Here is an 18,349-nt window from a genome sequence, read left to right as displayed (position 1 = left end):
GTCATCTATAGCGGCGCGCGGATAGGGTTGGCACCTGTTTTTTTGGGAAAAACTGCACCTCCGTGAACGCACGAATAGACACAGGGAATGAAGCCTTTTCGGCGGCCGAGCTCGCCACGGCGGAAAGCCGTGCCTCGGCGACGCCGATGATGGAGCAATATATCGAGATCAAGGCGAACAATCCGGGTTCGCTTCTGTTTTATCGCATGGGCGATTTCTACGAGCTGTTCTTCGAGGATGCGCTGGAGGCCTCGCGCGCGCTCGGCATCACGCTGACCAAGCGCGGCCAGCACATGGGTCAGGATATCCCGATGTGCGGCGTTCCGGTGCATGCAGCCGATGATTATCTGCAGAAGCTGATTTCACTCGGCTTCCGCGTCGCCGTCTGCGAGCAGATCGAGGATCCCGCGGAAGCGAAAAAACGCGGTGGAAAATCCGTCGTCAAGCGTGACGTCGTGCGCCTCGTCACTCCAGGCACGATTACCGAGGAAAAGCTGCTTTCGCCCTCGGAATCAAACTATCTGATGGCGCTGACCCGTATTCGCGCCAGCGGCGAGGCCTTACTGGCGCTTGCCTGGATCGATATTTCCACAGGCGTCTTCCGGCTTGCCGAGACCGAAGCCTCGCGGCTGCTTGCCGATATCCTGCGCATCGATCCGCGCGAGCTCATCCTGCCCGACACGATGTTTCACGATCCCGAACTCAAGCCGGTCTTCGACGTGCTCGGCCGCACAGCCGTGCCGCAGCCTTCCGTGCTCTTCGACAGCGCCAGCGCCGAAGGCCGGATCGCGCGTTATTTCGGCGTTTCGACACTCGACGGCTTCGGCACCTTCTCGCGCGCCGAACTTGCGGCCGCAGCCGCCGCAGTCGCCTATGTCGAGAAGACGCAGATTGCCGAGCGTCCGCCGCTTGGAAAGCCGGAGCGGGAAAGTGCGGCCTCGACGCTGTTCATCGATCCCGCCACCCGCGCCAATCTCGAACTTGCCCGCACGCTCTCCGGCGATCGCAACGGTTCGCTACTGAAGGCGATCGACCGCACCGTCACGGGCGGCGGCGCCAGGCTTCTTGCCGAGCGGCTGATGTCGCCGCTGACCGACCCCGCCCGCATCAATGCGCGGCTCGATTCGATCGGCTTCCTGATCGACGAACCCCTGCTCTGCGGCAATCTGCGCGACACGCTGAAACATGTGCCCGACATGCCGCGCGCCCTGTCTCGCCTGGCGCTCGACCGCGGCGGCCCGCGCGATCTCTCAGCGATACGCCAGGGCCTTGACGCGGCGGGCGGAGTTGCGGCCATGCTCGGCAAGGCGATGCTGCCCGAAGAGCTCGGCCAGGCGCTGTCCGGCCTGCAGGCCCTTCCCGCGGCACTGGAAAAGCTGCTTGCCGAGATGCTCGCCGACGAATTGCCGCTGTTGAAACGCGATGGCGGCTTCCTGCGCGACGGCGCCAACGCCGAGCTCGACGAGGTCCGGGCACTGCGCGACCAGTCGCGTCGCGTCATCGCCGGCCTGCAATTGCAATATGCCGAGGAAACCGGCATCCGGTCGCTGAAGATCAAGCACAACAACGTCCTCGGCTATTTCATCGAAGTGACCGCCGGCAACGCCTCGCCGATGACGGAGACGGCGGACGCGAAGGCCCGCTTCATCCACCGCCAGACGATGGCGAACGCGATGCGCTTCACCACGACCGAACTTGCCGACCTCGAAAGCCGCATCGCCAATGCCGCCGACCAGGCGCTGACGATCGAGCTCGAAGCCTTCGACAGGATGACGGCGGCCGTCGTTGCCGAAGCCGAGGCGATCAAAGCGGGCGCTCGGGCGCTTGCCGTCGTCGACGTCGCCGCAGGCTTGGCGCTTCTCGCCGAGGAGCAGGCCTATTGCCGCCCGCAGGTCGACGGCTCGAAGATGTTTGCCATCGAGGGCGGGCGCCATCCGGTCGTCGAGCAGGCGCTGCGGCGGCAGGCGGGCGGCCCCTTCGTCGCCAACCATTGCGATCTCTCGCCAAGGACCGGCGACCGGGACGGGGCGATCTGGCTGCTGACCGGCCCGAACATGGGCGGCAAGTCGACCTTCCTGCGCCAGAACGCGCTGATATCGATCCTGGCGCAGATGGGCTCCTTTGTGCCCGCGACATCAGCCCATATCGGCATCGTCGACCGACTTTTCTCGCGTGTCGGCGCCTCCGACGATCTGGCGCGCGGGCGCTCCACCTTCATGGTCGAGATGGTGGAAACGGCTGCGATCCTCAACCAGGCGAGCGACCGTTCCCTCGTCATTCTCGACGAGATCGGCCGCGGCACCGCCACCTTCGACGGTCTGTCGATCGCCTGGGCCGCCGTCGAGCACCTGCATGAGGCCAATCGCTGCCGCGGCCTCTTCGCCACGCATTTCCACGAACTGACCGTGCTTTCGGAAAAGCTTGGCCGGCTATCGAACGCGACGATGCGCGTCAAGGAATGGGACGGCGACGTCATTTTCCTGCATGAGGTCGGGCCGGGTGCGGCGGACCGCTCCTATGGCATCCAGGTCGCGCGCCTTGCTGGGCTTCCGGCCTCGGTCGTGGCGCGGGCGCGCGACGTGCTCACCCGCCTGGAAGATGCCGACCGCAAGAACCCGGCGAGCCAGTTGATCGACGACCTGCCGCTCTTCCAGGTGGCGGTGCGCCGGGAGGAAACCGCCCGCGGGACCTCCAAGGTCGAGGAGGCGCTGAAGGCGATGAGCCTTGACGATATGACGCCGCGCGAGGCCATGGATGCGCTTTACGACCTCAAGAAGAAGCTGAAATAGGAGTAGCGCGCCATGTTCATGGAAAAACTGGTTCGCGAAACCGAGCGTCTCTCGCTCATCTGTTCCATGCTCGATACGATGCGGCGCGCCGATAAGGACCGCAATGCCCGCGGCTGGACGTCTCCGATCGGCATGCTGAAAATCACCCGCTGCTGCGCCGTGATTTCCGAGCTCGGAACCTCGATTGCCAAGGCCGGCTATCGCGAATGCGACAGACAGGCGCTCGAAGAGATCATGCGCGAGACACGGCAGGTGCTGCATCTGCTGAATGCGCGGGCCGCCGGCTGAAGATTTCGGGACGCCCGGCGCCTTGCGTCAAAGCGCCCGTGCATCTTGCGGCGAACCAACACCATTTCGCCAAATTTAAAGGTTCTTGCAGTATGAAGGCCCGTGTCAATCGCCGGGCAAAGGGGCTATAGCGCATGCAGACGAAACAAGCGGCAGGCCGTGAACCGGCAGTCCGGCATGAACAGGAAACCGCCCCGGCGACAGCGATGCGCGACCTCGATTTCCCCAATATCCTCGACGTCGAGCTCTTGCAGAAGCAGTGTGACGCCGTTGCCGAGGCCAACCGAAACCGGCCCGACGTCCTGCGCGCCGATCTTCTGGCGGTGCTGAAGAAGGCGAGCACCGAAGGCCGGCAGAAGGCACGCGAGGCACTTATGGCCGATGGCGGCGGGCTCAATTGCGCCTACCGGATTTCCTGGCTGCAGGACCAGATCACCACCGTCCTCTACAATTTCGCCACCGCCCATATCTTTCCGCAGCAGAAGGACAAGTTCGCGGTCACCGCCGTCGGCGGCTACGGCCGCGACACGCTGGCGCCCGGCTCGGATATCGACCTGCTGTTCCTCTTCCTGCCGAGGCCGGCGGAAGAGACGCACAAGGCGGTCGAATTCATGCTCTACGTGCTCTGGGACATGGGCTTCAAGGTCGGTCACGCCACCCGCACGTTGGAGGAGTGCATCGCGCTTTCCAAATCCGACATGACGATCCGCACCGCCATCCTGGAGATGCGCTACATCTGCGGCCTGCAGCGGCTGGAAACCGAGCTCGAGACCCGCTTCGACAAGGAGATCGTCACCGGTACCGGGCCTGAATTCATCGCCGCCAAGCTTGCCGAGCGCGACGAGCGCCACCGCAAGGCGGGCGACACGCGTTATCTCGTCGAACCGAACGTCAAGGAAGGCAAGGGCGGGCTTCGCGACCTGCACACGCTGTTCTGGATCTCGAAATATTATTATCACGTGCGCGACCAGGCGGAGCTGGTCAAGCTCGGCGTGCTCTCCAAGCACGAATACCGCCTGCTTGAAAAGGCCGACGATTTTCTCTGGGCGGTGCGCTGCCACATGCACTTCCTGACCGGCAAGGCCGAGGAGCGCCTGTCCTTCGATATCCAGCGCGAGATCGCCGAAGCCTTCGGCTATCACACCCGCCCGGGCCTTTCGGCCGTCGAGCGCTTCATGAAACACTATTTCCTCGTCGCCAAGGATGTCGGCGATCTCACGCGCATCCTCTGCGCCGCACTTGAAGACCAGCAGGCAAAGTCGATCCCGGGCCTCACCGGCGTCATCAGCCGCTTCACCCATCGCAACCGCAAGATCGCCGGCAGCGTCGAATTCGTCGAAGACCGCGGCCGCATCGCGCTGGCCGACCCCGAAGTCTTCAAGCGCGATCCCGTCAACATCATCCGGCTCTTCCACGTCGCCGACATCAACGGGCTGGAATTCCATCCGGACGCGCTGAAGCGCGTCACCCGTTCACTCGCCTTGATCGACAATGCCTTGCGGGAAAACGACGAGGCGAACCGGCTGTTCCTGTCGATCCTGACGTCGAAGCGGGATCCGGCGCTCATCCTGCGCCGGATGAACGAGGCCGGCGTGCTCGGACGCTTCATCCCAGAATTCGGCAAGATCGTCGCGATGATGCAGTTCAACATGTATCACCACTATACGGTCGACGAACATCTGATCCGCACCGTCGACATTCTCTCCGAAATCGACAAGGGGCGCGCCGAGGATCTGCACCCGCTCGCCAATAAGCTGATGCCGGGCATCGAGGATCGCGAGGCGCTCTATCTCGCCGTGCTCCTCCACGACATCGCCAAGGGCCGGCAGGAGGATCATTCGATCGCCGGCGCCCGCGTCGCCCGCAAGCTCTGCGCCCGCTTCGGCCTGTCGCAGAAGCAGACGGAAATCGTCGTCTGGCTGATCGAAGAACATCTGACCATGTCGATGGTGGCGCAGACCCGCGACCTCACCGACCGCAAGACAATCACCGATTTCGCCGACCGCGTGCAGTCTCTCGACCGGCTGAAGATGCTCTTGATCCTGACGATCTGCGATATCCGCGCCGTCGGTCCGGGTGTGTGGAACGGCTGGAAGGGCCAGTTGCTGCGCACGCTCTATTATGAGACCGAGCTGCTGCTCGCCGGCGGCTTTTCGGAGGTCTCCCGCAAGGAGCGGGCCAATGCCGCGGCCGACGCGCTGCGGGCCGCACTCGCCGACTGGAGCCAGAAGGACCGCAACATCTATACCAAGCTGCACTACCAGCCCTATCTGCTCTCCGTGCCGCTGGAGGACCAGATCCGCCACGCCCATTTCATCCGCCAAGCTGACAAGGCCGGCCAGGCGCTCGCCACCACGGTGCGCACCGACAGTTTCCACGCGATCACCGAGATCACCGTGCTGTCGCCCGACCATCCGCGGCTGCTCGCCGTCATTGCCGGCGCCTGTGCCGCAGCCGGGGCCAACATCGTCGATGCGCAGATCTTCACGACATCGGACGGACGGGCGCTCGACACGATCCATGTCAGCCGCGAATTTACCGACGATGCCGACGAACTGCGCCGGGCCGCGACGATCGGCCGGATGATCGAGGACGTGCTGTCCGGCCGCAAGCGCCTGCCCGAGGTCATCGCCACGCGCGCGCGCAACCGCAAGAAGAGCAAGGCCTTCGTCATTCCGCCGTCGGTCAACATCACCAACAGCCTGTCGAACAAGTTCACGGTCATCGAAGTCGAATGCCTCGACCGGCCGGGGCTGCTGTCGGAGATCACCGCCGTCCTTTCCGACCTGTCGCTCGACATCCAGTCGGCCCGCATCACCACCTTCGGCGAGAAGGTGATCGACACCTTCTACGTCACCGATCTGGTCGGCCAGAAAATTTCCGGGGACAGCAAGCGCGCCAACATCACCGCCCGGATGAAGGCCGTCATGGCCGAAGAAGAAGACGAGCTGCGCGAGCGCATGCCCTCCGGCATCATCGCACCCGCCGCCACCGCCCGGACCCCGCCTGCCAGCGAAAAGAAGGCCGGTTCCCCTATATGAGTCTGAACGCATGAGCCCCCACGCATGAGCCCAAACGCATGAGCCTGGTCAAGAAATTCGCGACCGTCGGCGGCGCCACCCTCGGCAGCCGCATCTTCGGCTTCGCCCGCGAAACGCTGATGGCTGCGGCCCTCGGCACCGGACCGATGGCCGACGTCTTCTACGCCGCCTTCCGCTTTCCGAATCTCTTCCGCCGGCTGTTTGCCGAGGGCGCCTTCAACGCCGCCTTCGTGCCGCTCTTTGCCAAGGAGATCGAGGCGAACGGCACGGATGGCGCCAAACGCTTTTCGGAAGAAGTGTTCGGCGTGCTGTTTTCGGTGCTGCTGCTCATCACCATCGTGATGGAGCTTGCCATGCCGCTCTTGGTGCGCTTCGTCATCGCGCCGGGCTTTGCCGACGATCCCGAAAAGTTCTCGATCACCATCCGCATGGCGGCGGTGATGTTTCCCTATCTGATGTGCATGTCGCTGACGGCGATGATGAGCGGCATGCTGAATTCGCTGCATCATTTCTTCGCCGCCGCCATCGCGCCCGTCTTCCTCAACGTGGTGATGATCGGAGCGCTGCTTTATGCGCTCTATACCGGCGCCGATCCGCTGGCGACGGCCTGGTACCTCTCCTGGGGCGTTCTTGCCGCCGGCGTCCTGCAGCTTGCCGTCGTTTATGTCGGCGTGCTTGCGGCCGGCATGAGCATCGGCTTCCGTTTCCCGAAGATGACACCGAATGTCAAGCGGCTGCTGATCCTGGCTGTGCCGGCGGCGGTGACCGGCGGCATCACCCAGATCAACCAGCTGATCGGCCAGGCGATTGCGTCGTCCCGCGACGGCGCGATCGCAGCACTGCAATATGCCGACCGCATCTATCAGTTGCCGCTCGGCGTCGTCGGCGTCGCCGTCGGCGTGGTGCTTCTGCCGGAACTTGCCCGGGCGCTGAAGGGCGGCAACCTGCGCGAGGCCGGAAACCTGCAGAACCGCTCGATCGAATTCGTGCTGTTCCTGACGATCCCCGCCGCTTTCGCGCTCTGGATCCTCTCCGACGAGATCATCCGCGTGCTCTATGAGCGCGGCGCCTTTTATCAGGAAAACACCGCCGTCGTCGGCTCGATCCTGGCGATTTACGGCATCGGCCTGCCGGCCTTCGTGCTGATCAAGGCGCTGCAGCCCGGCTTCTATGCCCGCGAAGACACCAAGACGCCGATGCGCTTTTCGGCCATCGCGGTGGCGACCAACTGCGCCACGGCGCTGACCCTCTTTCCCTATATGGGCGCGCCCGGCATCGCCGTTGCCGAAGCCACGGCCGGCTGGATCAGCACCGTGCTGCTGTTTGCCACGCTTTTGCGCCGTGGTCACCTGACATGGGAATGGGCGCTGGCAAAGCGCACCGCTTTGCTGGTCGTCGCAGCGGCAGTGATGGGTGCGGCCATTGTCTTCCTCAAGCAGTATTTTGCACCCTGGCTTGCCTCCGGCGCGCCGCTTCTCACCAAGATCGGCACCCTCGGGCTGCTGATCGCAATCGCCATGCTGATCTATTTCGCCGCCGCCTTCCTGGTCGGCGGGGCAAATCTCGGCATGATCCGACGCAATCTGAACCGCAAGCCGGCGCCGGATGGGTGAGGCTTGGGGGATTACCGACACCAGCCCCTCATCCGGCTGCCGCCACCTTCTCCCCGCTTGCGGGGCGAAGGGACATGCCGCGCCCTCTCCGTTTCCCACTCGCTCTCGTAGGGCACGTCCCCTCGCCCCGTTTTTACGGGGAGAGGGTTAGGGTGAGGGGCAGTCATCAGCGCCAACCGGACAGCAGTGGCACAAGGCCGAGCAGCATTTTTCCTAGAATTTCTTCAGCAATCCACCCATCGTCGCTGCGGTCCGACATCGACATGAATGATGCCGTTGCAATAGCTGCCGATGCCGCCGATGCCCGGCGCGCTTCTTGCGGCAGCAATGATCGTGCGCTCCGACAGGCCGGGCATCCTGAAATCGGCCGCCAGGCATTTCCCGTGCAGGGAGCCATGGCGGCGGGGATGCGGCCTGTGGCCAGAGGTTATCACCGGGCGTCGCCCGGTCTTCGCGGCGATATGCGACAGGATCGCTCGCAGGCGCCCCGGAAAGCAACTGGCACGAACGCTGACGGTCTGGACCGTGTAGGCGAGACGTGCCTGAGGTTTTGGAAGATGAATGGCATGCCTTTTCATGTCTTGACCGACGGCAGCCGTTGCTGATTGTAGGGCGAAAAGGCCTGCCATGGCGAGCAAAATTGCGTTCTGCATGGTCGCTCCGATCGGCTATCCCAGCGACCCCAACGGCGCCGGCACCAGGCGCAGGATTTTCGGTTCAAAAAAAGCTTTTTTGTGAAATTTTATACTCAATTGTGAGTAAGGCAGTTGATCAATTCGGCTTAAAATCCGGGAAATTTCCGCTCACAACTGGAATAAACATCTCAAACGCGAGGCAGCACATGACGATCCAGTCTCTTTTTCTCGTTACCCTCGTGGTCGACGATTACGACCGCGCCAAGGCTTTTTACTGCGATAGTCTTGGTTTCGATTGCCTTCAGGACGAGCCGCAGCCGGAGGGCAAGCGCTGGGTAGTGGTGAAGCCGAGGGGTGGGGATGGAGCCGCCTTTCTCCTGGCGCAGGCGGCAGACGAGACGCAGCGCGCGGCCATCGGCAATCAGACCGGCGGGCGTGTCGGCTTCTTTCTGAAGACCGACGATTTCGCCCGCGACCATGCCGCGATGCTGGCAGTCGGCGTGCGCTTTCTGGAAGAGCCGCGTCACGAGGTTTACGGCACGGTGGCGGTGTTTGCGGATCCCTACGGCAACACTTTCGATCTGATCCAGCACACTGCCGCCTGAGCCCCTTGATTGCGACCGGTTGCCCGTGCATAAGCCGCGGCGTTAACAACATGGGCGAACAGCCCTGCTGCATTCTGCAGCAATTTAAACTGTGACAGCGTGGGCCCTCCACCAGCCTATTGAGGACGACATGAACGAATTCAAGAAACTCGTATTCTCCGGCGTACAGCCGACCGGCAATCTGCATCTCGGCAATTATCTCGGCGCGATCCGCCGGTTCGTGGCGCTGCAGGAAGGCAATGACTGCATCTACTGCGTCGTCGACATGCATGCGCTCACCGCCCAGCTCGTGCATGAGGACATGCCGAGCCAGACGCGCTCGATCGCCGCCGCCTTCATCGCCGCCGGCATCGATCCGGAAAAACATATCGTCTTCAATCAGTCGGCCGTGCCGCAGCATGCCGAACTCGCCTGGATCTTCAACTGCGTCGCCCGCATCGGCTGGATGAACCGGATGACGCAGTTCAAGGACAAGGCCGGCAAGGACCGCGAACAGGCCTCGCTCGGCCTTTACGCCTATCCGAGCCTGATGGCCGCCGACATTCTCGTCTATCGCGCCACCCATGTTCCTGTTGGCGAGGACCAGAAGCAGCATCTGGAGCTTGCCCGCGACATCGCGATGAAGTTCAACCTCGACTATGCCGAGCATATCAGCAGGACCGGTTACGGCGTCGACATCACCGTCGGCAACGAGCCGGTGCATGCCTATTTCCCGATGGTCGAGCCGCTGATCGGCGGACCGGCACCGCGCGTCATGTCGCTGCGCGACGGCACCAAGAAAATGTCGAAGTCGGACCCCTCCGATCTCTCGCGCATCAATCTGATGGACGACGAGGACGCGATCTCGAAGAAGATCCGCAAGGCCAAGACCGATCCGGACGGCTTGCCGAGCGAGATCGACGGGCTGCAGGGCCGTCCGGAAGCCGACAATCTGGTGGCGATCTATGCCGCACTCGCCGACAAGTCGAAGGCGGACGTGCTTGCCGAATTCGGCGGCCAGCAATTCTCCGTCTTCAAGCCGGCGCTGGTTGACCTGGCAATCAACGTGCTCGCGCCGATCACCGGCGAAATGCGCCGGCTGATGGACGATACCAGCCATATCGACGCGATCCTGCGCAAGGGCGGCGAGCGCGCAAGGGGCCGTGCCGAGGTGACGATGCAACAGGTGCGCGACGTCATCGGCTTCCTCTATTGAGATAAATCTCCCCTTTTCCCCGCCAGGGGAGAAGGGGACCTTCCCCTGGGGAGAAGGGGATTTCTTCTGGGGCATCAGGGCAAAAACTGGGCTTGCAAATTTTCCGCTTCGGGTGTCAGAGTCCGCGCTATGGTATCGAAGCGACTCTCACGGCTCGAAGGTCACCGCCGCAAATTCATGGCGGTAATCGACGGTACACCCGAATGCCAACGCGCCGTTCATTATGCCGGCCGGCGCGCGAAGAATTCCAATGGCGGGCTGGTGCTGCTCTATGTGATCCCCGATGGGGATTTCCAGCAATGGCTAGGTGTCGAAGAAATCATGCGGGCCGAAGCGCGTGAAGAGGCCGAGGCGGTCGTGGCCAAGATCGCCCAGATCGTACGCGAGACCATCGGCATCGAGCCAGAGGTCGTCATCCGCGAGGGCGGTGCTGCCGAACAGATCAACGCCGTGATCGAGGAAGACCGCGATGTGGCGATCCTGGTTCTGGCCGCCGGTTCGGCGAAGGAAGGTCCAGGGCCGCTGGTCTCCTCGGTTGCCGGTCGCGCAGCGGCGTTTCCGATCCCAGTCACCGTGCTGCCGGATACGCTGACCAACGAGGAAATCGACGCTCTCTGCTAGAGCATGATGCCGAAAACTGTGAGCGGTTTTCGGACGACATCATGCTCTAACTCTAGCATTTCTTGAGTACAAGTCTCTTGATTAGAGCCGTCAATCGGCTTATCTTCTTTTGAAGAATTCTAAAGACGGCCGAAACCATGGGCCGGCCGCATGGAGAATCAGATGTTCATTCAGACCGAAGCCACGCCGAATCCCGCCACGCAGAAGTTCCTGCCGGGCAAGGTGGTGATGGAAAACGGCACGGCCGAGTTCCGCAGCACTGAGGAGGCTCAGGCCTCGCCGCTCGCTGCCCGCCTGTTCGAAATATCGGGCGTCACCGGCGTCTATTTCGGCTATGATTTCATTTCCGTCTCCAAGGATAATGCCGACTGGCAGCATCTTAAGCCGGCTATATTAGGCTCGATCATGGAGCACTTCATGTCCGGCAAGCCGGTCATGGGCGATGCCTCCATCCTTTCCGAAGACGCCGATGCCGGTGACGAATTCTTCGACGAAGGCGATGAATCGATCGTGCTGACCATCAAGGAGCTTCTGGAGACCCGCGTGCGCCCGGCCGTTGCCCAGGATGGCGGCGACATCACCTTCCGCGGCTTCAAGGATGGCAAGGTCTATCTGAACATGAAGGGTTCCTGCGCCGGCTGCCCCTCTTCGACGGCAACGCTGAAGCACGGCGTCCAGAACCTGCTGCGCCATTTCGTTCCGGAAGTGCAGGAAGTGATTGCCGCTTAAAATCCTGAATCCGTCCCGCCGTTCATCTCAGGTTCGGCCGAACGGATTTATCGATAGGCGACACTGGTTTATTCGGAAATTGATGGCATGATCATTCTGGCGCTCGACACGGCAGGTGTGGACTGTGCTGCCGCCGTCTATGACAGCGGCAGGGATACGGTGCTGGGGGAGGCATCGGACATGATCGGCAAGGGGCATGCTGAACATCTGATTGGTATCGTCGATCGCGCACTCGATCAGGCGGGGCTGCCCCTTTCGGATGTCGACCGCCTTGCCGTCACCATCGGTCCCGGCTCCTTTACCGGTATCCGCGTCGGCGTTGCCGCAGCCCGCGGTTTTGCGCTTTCCCTCAATGTACCCGCCGTCGGCGTCACCACGCTCGAAGTCATGGCATCAGCCCAGCGCGACAAGACGCCTCATCGCGCCGTGCTGGCGGCGATGGATGCCAAGCGGGACGAAATCTATCTCCAGTCCTTCGCCGCCGACGGTTCGTCTCTCGACGCGCCACGGGCAGTCAGCGTTGCGGAAGCGCAGGCTTTTGCCGCCGGCTTCGACGGCGAGATTACCGGCTCGGCGACGCCCCTGCTCAAGGCCGACGCCGGCGGCGATCACACCAACAGGTTCCCGATCTCCGTCGTGGCGCGCCTGGGCGCTGCCGCCTCCCCCGATGCCGGAAAGCCGAAGCCCCTTTATCTGCGCGGACCCGATGCCAAGCCGCAGGCCGGGTACGCGATTGCGCGACGAGTATGACGATGCTGGAAGCCTATCTGACGCTGAAACCGGAATTCGAGATCATCGCCATGGAGCGCGAGGATTGCCGCGATGTTGCCGCCCTGCACGGCGAGCGGTTCGCCCGGCCCTGGGGCGACGGCGAATTTCACGGCCTGCTGATGCAGGATACCGTCTTCGGCTTCGTCGCGCGCCAGACCAATGCCATCCTGAAAAAGCCGCTTCCGGGGTTCATTCTCGCCCGCCATGTCGCCGGCGAGGCGGAGATCCTGACGATTGCCGTGCAGGCGAAGGTCGCCCGTGCCGGACTTGGTTGGCGGCTGATGCAGGCGGCGATGCGGGAAGCGCGCTCGCGCGGCGGCGAGAGCATGTTTCTTGAGGTCGACAACGGCAATACGGCAGCGCTTGGCCTCTACCGCAAGCTTGGCTTCGAAAAGGTCGGCGAACGTCAGGGTTACTACAAACAAGAAAACGGCGCCCTCTCCACGGCGCTTGTCATGAAGCGCGTTCTTCGGTAGTTCCCTGGCAGCGAGATGACATGCAGGCCGGCGCAAATGCCCCAGCGGCGTTGTCGAAACACGAATATCTCTATAGGCCGGCGATGACTGATGTAGCCAAGACGCTTGAGGAGCTTTGCACCGAACGCGGCATGCGCATGACCGAGCAGCGCCGCGTGATCGCGCGCATCCTGGAAGATTCGGAAGACCATCCCGACGTCGAAGAACTCTACCGCCGCTCGGTGAAAGTCGATGCGAAGATCTCGATCTCGACCGTCTATCGCACCGTGAAACTGTTCGAGGATGCCGGCATCATCGCCCGCCACGACTTCCGCGATGGGCGCTCGCGTTACGAAACGGTGCCGGAAGAACACCACGACCATCTCATCGACCTGAAGACCGGCACGGTCATCGAATTCCGCTCGCCGGAGATCGAGGCGCTGCAGGAGCGCATCGCCCGCGAGCACGGCTTCCGGCTGGTCGATCACCGGCTGGAGCTCTACGGCGTCCCGTTGAAGAAAGAAGACCTCTGAAGCAATGGCCGCCCGGGAGACCAGCATTTGATCGCCTGGCTGCGCATCGCCTTCGCCGCGATCGTCATCCTTGCGGTCAGCATCGTGCTCATGCCGCTCCAGCTGCTGGCGCTGCGCTTCGACTGGCGGCTGCGCCGCCGGCTGCCGCGCGCCTGGCACCGGATCGTCTGCTATTGCCTCGGCATCCGCGTCCACGTGACGGGCAGGCTGGAAGACCGCCGGCCGCTGATGCTCTGCTCCAACCATTCCTCCTGGCTTGATATCATGGTGCTGTCTGCCGTTGCCGACGTCGCCTTCATCGCCAAGATCGAGGTGAGCGACTGGCCGATCTTCGGCACGCTCGCCAAGCTGCAGAAGAGCGTCTTCGTGGTGCGCGAGGAGCGGCGCAAGACCGGCCATCAGGCAAACGAGATCGCCGGGCGCATGGCCGACGGCGAGATCGTCGTGCTCTTCCCCGAGGGCACGACCTCGGACGGCAACCGGCTGCTGGAGGTCAAGTCCTCGCTGTTCGGCGCCGCCGCGATGGCCGTGCCTTATTCGCCGACGGGAACCGTCGTGGTGCAGCCGGTGGCGGTTGCCTATACCAGGGTGCACGGCATCGCCATGGGGCGTTATCACCGGCCGCTCGCCGCCTGGCCGGGTGATATCGAGCTGCTGCCGCACCTCCTCGACATCGTGCGCTGCGGCGCCATCGACGCCGAGGTTTCCTTCGGCGAGGCGGTGGATTACCGCGCCGAGACCAGCCGCAAGGAGGTGAGCGCGACGATCGCCTTGCGCATCCGCAACCTCCTGAACAGCCGCCTGCGCGGGCGGGAAATCTCCTAGCAGGCTGCTAAAACAAGATTTCGATTTTCTCCGGCGGCAAAAACCACTAAATAGCGCGCCATGACACAGGACAGCGCCCTTCTCCACGCCCCCGAGGCAATTCCCAGCGAGAGCCTCCGCGACGGCAGCAACAGCCGCAAGGTCTTCATCAAGACCTATGGCTGTCAGATGAACGTCTACGATTCCATGCGCATGAGCGATGCGCTCGCCCGCGACGGCTATGAGCCGACTGAGGATATGGAAGAGGCGGACCTCGTTCTCCTCAACACCTGCCATATCCGCGAGAAGGCGGCCGAGAAGGTCTATTCGGCGCTCGGGCGGCTGCGCGAGATGAAAAAGAAGAAGGCGGCGGACGGACGGGAGATGATGATCGGCGTTGCCGGCTGCGTCGCCCAGGCCGAAGGCGAGGAGATCCTGCGCCGCGCACCCGCCGTCGACGTCGTCATCGGCCCGCAGACCTATCATCGCCTGCCGGAGGCGCTGCGCCTGGCCAAACAAGGCCAGCGCGTCGTCGATACGGAATATGCGATCGAGGACAAATTCGAGCATCTGCCGATCGCCGAGAGCCGAAGGATCCGCGCCCGCGGCGTCACCGCCTTCCTGACGGTGCAGGAGGGCTGCGACAAATTCTGCACCTTCTGCGTCGTGCCCTATACACGCGGCTCGGAAGTGTCGCGGCCGGTTTCCCAGATCGTCGAGGAAGCCGAAAAGCTCGCCGGCAGCGGGGTGCGCGAGATAACCCTGCTCGGGCAGAACGTCAACGCCTGGCACGGCGCCGGCAGCCAAGGCGAGGCATGGAGCCTCGGCGACCTGCTCTACCGGCTTGCCGAGATCCCCGGCCTTGCCCGCCTGCGCTATACCACAAGCCATCCGCGCGACATGGACGACCGGCTGATCAATGCCCATCGCGACCTCAGCGCACTGATGCCCTATCTGCACCTGCCGGTGCAATCGGGCTCCGACCGCATCCTGAAAGCGATGAACCGGCGTCACACGGCGGCCGAATATCTGGCGCTGATCGAGCGCATCCGCACCGTGCGGCCGGATATCGCCTTGTCGGGCGATTTCATCACCGGCTTTCCGGGGGAGACAGACAAGGATTTTGAGGATACACTCAGGCTTGTGGAGGAGGTCCGTTATGCACAGGCCTTCTCGTTCAAATACTCGACACGGCCGGGCACGCCCGGCGCGGAGCTGAAAGACCAGGTGCCGGAAGAGATCAAGGCAGAACGGCTGGAACGCCTGCAAATGCTTCTCCTGAAGCAGCAGCAGGAATTTGCCGAATCCTGCATCGGTAAAGAGATCGACCTGTTGCTCGAAAAGCCCGGTCGCATGCCGGAACAACTAATCGGACGTTCTCCCTGGCTTCAATCCGTGAATGTTGATGCAAAAGCATCGCAAATCGGTGACATTATTAAAGTGCGAATCACAGGGACCGGAACAAACAGCCTGTTTGCCGAACGCGCAGAGGCTGCGGTCTAACCCAAGGAGCCTGACCGCTTGAACGGACAAGAATTGGTTTCTTCTTCACCGCGCCACCCCCGCACGCCGAGCGATACCAATCACTTCGTCCTGACGTTCGAGAACAACCGGTTCGCCAGCGAGCTCTTCGGTCAATTCGACCAAAACCTCAAGCTGCTCGAGCAACGGCTGAACATCGATGCGCGGGCACGCGGCAATTCGGTCGTCATCACCGGCGATGTCGTGACCACCAATCAGGCGCGGCGCACACTCGACTATCTCTATGAAAAGCTTCAGAAAGGCGGCAGCGTGGAACGATCCGACGTCGAGGGTGCAATCCGCATGGCGGTCGCCGCCGACGATCAGCTCAGCCTGCCGACCATGGAGCGCAAGGCCAAGCTGACGATGGCGCAGGTGTCCACCCGCAAGAAGACGATCATCGCCCGCACGCCGATGCAGGACGCCTATATAAGGGCGCTGGAACGCGCCGAGCTTGTCTTCGGCGTCGGCCCGGCCGGCACCGGCAAGACCTATCTCGCCGTCGCCCATGCCGCCCAGCTGCTGGAGCGCGGTGCTGTCGAAAAGATCATCCTGTCGCGCCCGGCCGTCGAGGCCGGCGAGCGCCTCGGCTTCCTGCCCGGGGACATGAAGGAAAAGGTCGATCCCTATCTTCGCCCGCTCTATGATGCGCTCTACGACATGATCCCTGCCGACAAGGTCGACCGGGCGATCACCGCCGGCGTCATCGAAATCGCGCCGCTCGCCTTCATGCGCGGCCGCACGCTCGCCAATGCCGCCATCATCCTCGACGAAGCGCAGAACACGACGTCGATGCAGATGAAGATGTTCCTGACGCGTCTCGGCGAAAATGCGCGCATGATCGTCACCGGCGACCCGAGCCAGATCGACCTGCCGCGCGGCGTTAAATCCGGCCTCGTCGAGGCCCTGCAGCTTCTGAACGGCGTCGAGGGCATCTCGATCGTGCGCTTCACGGATACCGACGTTGTCCGCCACCCGCTGGTCGGGCGCATCGTCAGGGCCTATGATTCCACCTATGCCGTCGCCGAAGACGTCAGCCGGCAGGGCTAATGGCTGAACTCGACATCCAGATCAGCGTCGAGGACATCGGCTGGCCCGGCGAGGAGACGCTGCTGTCGTTTTGCGAACGTGTGCTCGGTGCCGCCACGGTCTATTTACGCGACAGCGAGAAGCAGCCATTCCCGACGATGCCGCCCGAGGTTTCGCTTGTTTTCACCGACGATGCCTCGATCCAGGACATCAACGCCGAATGGCGCGGCAAGGATAAGGCGACCAACGTGCTCTCCTTTCCGGCCTTTCCGGTTCAGCCCGGCAAGATGCCCGGCCCGATGCTCGGCGACATCATCATCGCCCGGGAGACGCTGGAGCGGGAAGCGGCCGAGCTCGAAAAGAGTTTCGACGACCACCTGACCCATCTTCTGGTGCACGGTTTCTTGCATCTTCTCGGCTACGACCATATGAATAGTGCCGAAGCCGAAATTATGGAGGGGTTGGAGACTCGCATTTTGGCGCAGCTCGGCCTATCTGATCCCTACGAGGGTCAAGACCTTAAAATGGAACCATGAGCGACTTTACGACGAAGCCGGCGGCAGACGCCAAGGACTCCGAGCCATCCTCCTCTTCGGACGAGGCAGGCAGTAGTAGTCGGCCATCCGGCCGTTCCCAATCCTTCTGGTCGCGCGCCGCGCGCATCCTTCGCCCGCAGCAGGGCTCGCGATTGCGCGAGGATCTCGCCGACGCGCTGATGACCGATGCGGCCGGCGACGACGCCTTTTCGCCCGACGAACGGGCGATGCTCAACAATATCCTGCGCTTTCGCGAGGTCCGCGTCGCCGACGTGATGGTGCCGCGCGCCGATATCGAGGCGGTCGACCAGAACATCACCATCGGCGAGCTGATGATCCTCTTCGAGGAATCCGGCCGCTCGCGCATGCCTGTCTATGCCGATACGCTCGACGATCCGCGCGGCATGGTGCATATCCGCGACCTGCTCTCCTATGTCGCCAAGCAGGCGCGCAACAAGCGCCGAGGCCCGACGAAACCGGCCGCTGTCGTGCCGGCGATCGAGGTTGCGCCCGAAAACATCCAGAAGACCACGCGTTCGGCCAAGCAGAATTTCGATCTCGCCCGCGTCGACCTGCAAAAGACGCTGGCCGAGGCCGGCATCATCCGCAAGATCCTGTTCGTGCCGCCGTCGATGCTGGCGTCAGACCTGTTGCGCCGGATGCAGGTGAACCGCACGCAGATGGCCCTCGTCATCGACGAATATGGCGGCACCGACGGGCTTGCCTCGCATGAAGACATCGTCGAAATGGTGGTCGGCGACATCGACGATGAACATGACGACGAAGAGGTGATGTTCAAGCGCGTCGCCGAGGACATGTTCATCGCCGACGCCCGCGTCGAGCTGGAAGAGATCGCCCAAGCGATCGGGCCAGATTTCGACATCAGCGAGCAGGTCGACGAGGTCGATACGCTGGGCGGCCTGATCTTCTCCGCACTCGGCCGCATCCCGGTGCGCGGCGAGGTCGTCCAGGCGCTGCCGGGCTTCGAATTCCACATCCTCGACGCCGATCCGCGCCGCATCAAGCGGCTGCGCATCACCCGCAAGCGCCACGCGATCCGCCGCCGCGCCAAGGCGGATGGCGACTCCGCCCCCGGCTCCGAGGTCGGCGACGACCGGCCGGCGGAATCGACCGCCAACTGACAGAACCCAACTGACGGGACAAAGAGCCGCTTTTTTGAAAGA

At 63.0% G+C, this 18,349-nt stretch carries 17 protein-coding genes; 16 read left to right on the top strand and 1 reads right to left on the bottom strand.

Annotated features, from left to right (window positions below; translation table 11 throughout):
* Positions 1-62 precede the first annotated feature (62 nt).
* The 4 genes from mutS to murJ all read left to right on the top strand — a co-directional run bounded on the left by mutS (position 63) and on the right by murJ (position 7,731).
* Positions 63-2,789, top strand: coding sequence for a DNA mismatch repair protein MutS (gene mutS, locus V8P77_RS05060; protein ID WP_335911094.1), 2,727 nt, complete (start codon positions 63-65; stop codon positions 2,787-2,789).
* Between the two features lie 12 nt (positions 2,790-2,801).
* The gene (locus V8P77_RS05055; protein WP_003544896.1) at positions 2,802-3,077 is read left to right on the top strand and encodes a hypothetical protein; all 276 of its coding nucleotides are present in this window, start codon (positions 2,802-2,804) and stop codon (positions 3,075-3,077) included.
* Between the two features lie 134 nt (positions 3,078-3,211).
* Positions 3,212-6,118, top strand: a complete 2,907-nt coding sequence (locus V8P77_RS05050) for a [protein-PII] uridylyltransferase (RefSeq protein WP_335911093.1) — start codon at positions 3,212-3,214, stop codon at positions 6,116-6,118.
* A gap of 38 nt (positions 6,119-6,156) precedes the next feature.
* On the top strand, positions 6,157-7,731 hold the full coding sequence (murJ, locus tag V8P77_RS05045; protein ID WP_335911092.1) for a murein biosynthesis integral membrane protein MurJ: 1,575 nt from the start codon (positions 6,157-6,159) through the stop codon (positions 7,729-7,731).
* A gap of 224 nt (positions 7,732-7,955) precedes the next feature.
* On the opposite strand, the gene V8P77_RS05040 is transcribed toward murJ, so the two are convergent.
* Positions 7,956-8,384, bottom strand: coding sequence for a YcbK family protein (locus V8P77_RS05040; protein WP_025392900.1), 429 nt, complete (start codon positions 8,382-8,384; stop codon positions 7,956-7,958).
* A 188-nt stretch (positions 8,385-8,572) separates the two neighbouring features.
* On the opposite strand from V8P77_RS05040, the gene V8P77_RS05035 reads away from it, so the two are divergent.
* The 12 genes from V8P77_RS05035 (at position 8,573) to V8P77_RS04980 (ending at position 18,307) form a co-directional block, all read left to right on the top strand.
* Positions 8,573-8,971, top strand: coding sequence for a VOC family protein (locus tag V8P77_RS05035; RefSeq protein ID WP_335911091.1), 399 nt, complete (start codon positions 8,573-8,575; stop codon positions 8,969-8,971).
* 130 nt (positions 8,972-9,101) lie between these two features.
* Complete coding sequence (gene trpS / locus V8P77_RS05030; protein ID WP_335911090.1) at positions 9,102-10,166, top strand: tryptophan--tRNA ligase; 1,065 nt, start codon at positions 9,102-9,104, stop codon at positions 10,164-10,166.
* Positions 10,167-10,295: 129 nt separating this feature from the next.
* Entirely contained in the window at positions 10,296-10,787 is a 492-nt protein-coding gene (locus V8P77_RS05025) for a universal stress protein (protein ID WP_003544884.1), read from the top strand.
* A 162-nt stretch (positions 10,788-10,949) separates the two neighbouring features.
* Positions 10,950-11,516: a NifU family protein gene (locus V8P77_RS05020; RefSeq protein WP_012755783.1), complete on the top strand. Its 567-nt coding sequence runs from the start codon at positions 10,950-10,952 to the stop codon at positions 11,514-11,516.
* An 87-nt stretch (positions 11,517-11,603) separates the two neighbouring features.
* Positions 11,604-12,266: a tRNA (adenosine(37)-N6)-threonylcarbamoyltransferase complex dimerization subunit type 1 TsaB gene (gene tsaB / locus V8P77_RS05015; RefSeq protein ID WP_335911082.1), complete on the top strand. Its 663-nt coding sequence runs from the start codon at positions 11,604-11,606 to the stop codon at positions 12,264-12,266.
* Positions 12,263-12,763 (top strand): GNAT family N-acetyltransferase, encoded by a 501-nt coding sequence (locus tag V8P77_RS05010; protein WP_335911080.1) that lies wholly within the window; start codon positions 12,263-12,265, stop codon positions 12,761-12,763. Before tsaB ends, V8P77_RS05010 begins: the two co-directional genes overlap by 4 nt.
* 83 nt (positions 12,764-12,846) lie before the next feature.
* Complete coding sequence (locus V8P77_RS05005; RefSeq protein ID WP_003544875.1) at positions 12,847-13,275, top strand: Fur family transcriptional regulator; 429 nt, start codon at positions 12,847-12,849, stop codon at positions 13,273-13,275.
* Between the two features lie 27 nt (positions 13,276-13,302).
* Positions 13,303-14,100, top strand: a complete 798-nt coding sequence (gene olsA, locus V8P77_RS05000) for a lyso-ornithine lipid O-acyltransferase (protein WP_335911078.1) — start codon at positions 13,303-13,305, stop codon at positions 14,098-14,100.
* Between the two features lie 60 nt (positions 14,101-14,160).
* Positions 14,161-15,582 carry a tRNA (N6-isopentenyl adenosine(37)-C2)-methylthiotransferase MiaB gene (gene miaB / locus V8P77_RS04995; protein ID WP_335911077.1) on the top strand — a complete coding sequence of 474 codons (1,422 nt, stop codon included), beginning with the start codon at positions 14,161-14,163 and terminating at the stop codon, positions 15,580-15,582.
* Between the two features lie 18 nt (positions 15,583-15,600).
* Positions 15,601-16,650 carry a PhoH family protein gene (locus tag V8P77_RS04990; RefSeq protein ID WP_335911075.1) on the top strand — a complete coding sequence of 350 codons (1,050 nt, stop codon included), beginning with the start codon at positions 15,601-15,603 and terminating at the stop codon, positions 16,648-16,650.
* On the top strand, positions 16,650-17,165 hold the full coding sequence (ybeY, locus tag V8P77_RS04985) for an rRNA maturation RNase YbeY (RefSeq protein WP_335911073.1): 516 nt from the start codon (positions 16,650-16,652) through the stop codon (positions 17,163-17,165). The genes V8P77_RS04990 and ybeY overlap by 1 nt, the downstream gene beginning before the upstream one ends.
* Positions 17,162-18,307, top strand: a complete 1,146-nt coding sequence (locus tag V8P77_RS04980; protein WP_335911071.1) for a hemolysin family protein — start codon at positions 17,162-17,164, stop codon at positions 18,305-18,307. The genes ybeY and V8P77_RS04980 overlap by 4 nt, the downstream gene beginning before the upstream one ends.
* Positions 18,308-18,349 lie beyond the last annotated feature (42 nt).

Source organism: Rhizobium aouanii (genome assembly GCF_037002925.1).
GTDB lineage: Bacteria > Pseudomonadota > Alphaproteobacteria > Rhizobiales > Rhizobiaceae > Rhizobium > Rhizobium aouanii.
The sequence above is the reverse complement of the archived record's forward strand: the minus strand, read 5'-3'. Positions and strand labels throughout refer to the sequence as shown.

Bases quoted from the DNA above. Each gene is read 5' to 3' on its own strand.
- V8P77_RS05025 (WP_003544884.1), top strand. From the start codon at position 10,296: ATGGTATCGAAGCGACTCTCACGGCTCGAAGGTCACCGCCGCAAATTC.
- V8P77_RS05050 (WP_335911093.1), top strand. From the start codon at position 3,212: ATGCAGACGAAACAAGCGGCAGGCCGTGAACCGGCAGTCCGGCATGAA.
- ybeY (WP_335911073.1), top strand. From the start codon at position 16,650: ATGGCTGAACTCGACATCCAGATCAGCGTCGAGGACATCGGCTGGCCC.
- V8P77_RS05035 (WP_335911091.1), top strand. From the start codon at position 8,573: ATGACGATCCAGTCTCTTTTTCTCGTTACCCTCGTGGTCGACGATTAC.
- V8P77_RS04980 (WP_335911071.1), top strand. From the start codon at position 17,162: ATGAGCGACTTTACGACGAAGCCGGCGGCAGACGCCAAGGACTCCGAG.
- V8P77_RS05040 (WP_025392900.1), bottom strand. From the start codon at position 8,384: ATGCAGAACGCAATTTTGCTCGCCATGGCAGGCCTTTTCGCCCTACAA.
- trpS (WP_335911090.1), top strand. From the start codon at position 9,102: ATGAACGAATTCAAGAAACTCGTATTCTCCGGCGTACAGCCGACCGGC.
- V8P77_RS05010 (WP_335911080.1), top strand. From the start codon at position 12,263: ATGACGATGCTGGAAGCCTATCTGACGCTGAAACCGGAATTCGAGATC.
- tsaB (WP_335911082.1), top strand. From the start codon at position 11,604: ATGATCATTCTGGCGCTCGACACGGCAGGTGTGGACTGTGCTGCCGCC.
- V8P77_RS05005 (WP_003544875.1), top strand. From the start codon at position 12,847: ATGACTGATGTAGCCAAGACGCTTGAGGAGCTTTGCACCGAACGCGGC.
- V8P77_RS05055 (WP_003544896.1), top strand. From the start codon at position 2,802: ATGTTCATGGAAAAACTGGTTCGCGAAACCGAGCGTCTCTCGCTCATC.
- V8P77_RS05020 (WP_012755783.1), top strand. From the start codon at position 10,950: ATGTTCATTCAGACCGAAGCCACGCCGAATCCCGCCACGCAGAAGTTC.
- miaB (WP_335911077.1), top strand. From the start codon at position 14,161: ATGACACAGGACAGCGCCCTTCTCCACGCCCCCGAGGCAATTCCCAGC.
- murJ (WP_335911092.1), top strand. From the start codon at position 6,157: ATGAGCCTGGTCAAGAAATTCGCGACCGTCGGCGGCGCCACCCTCGGC.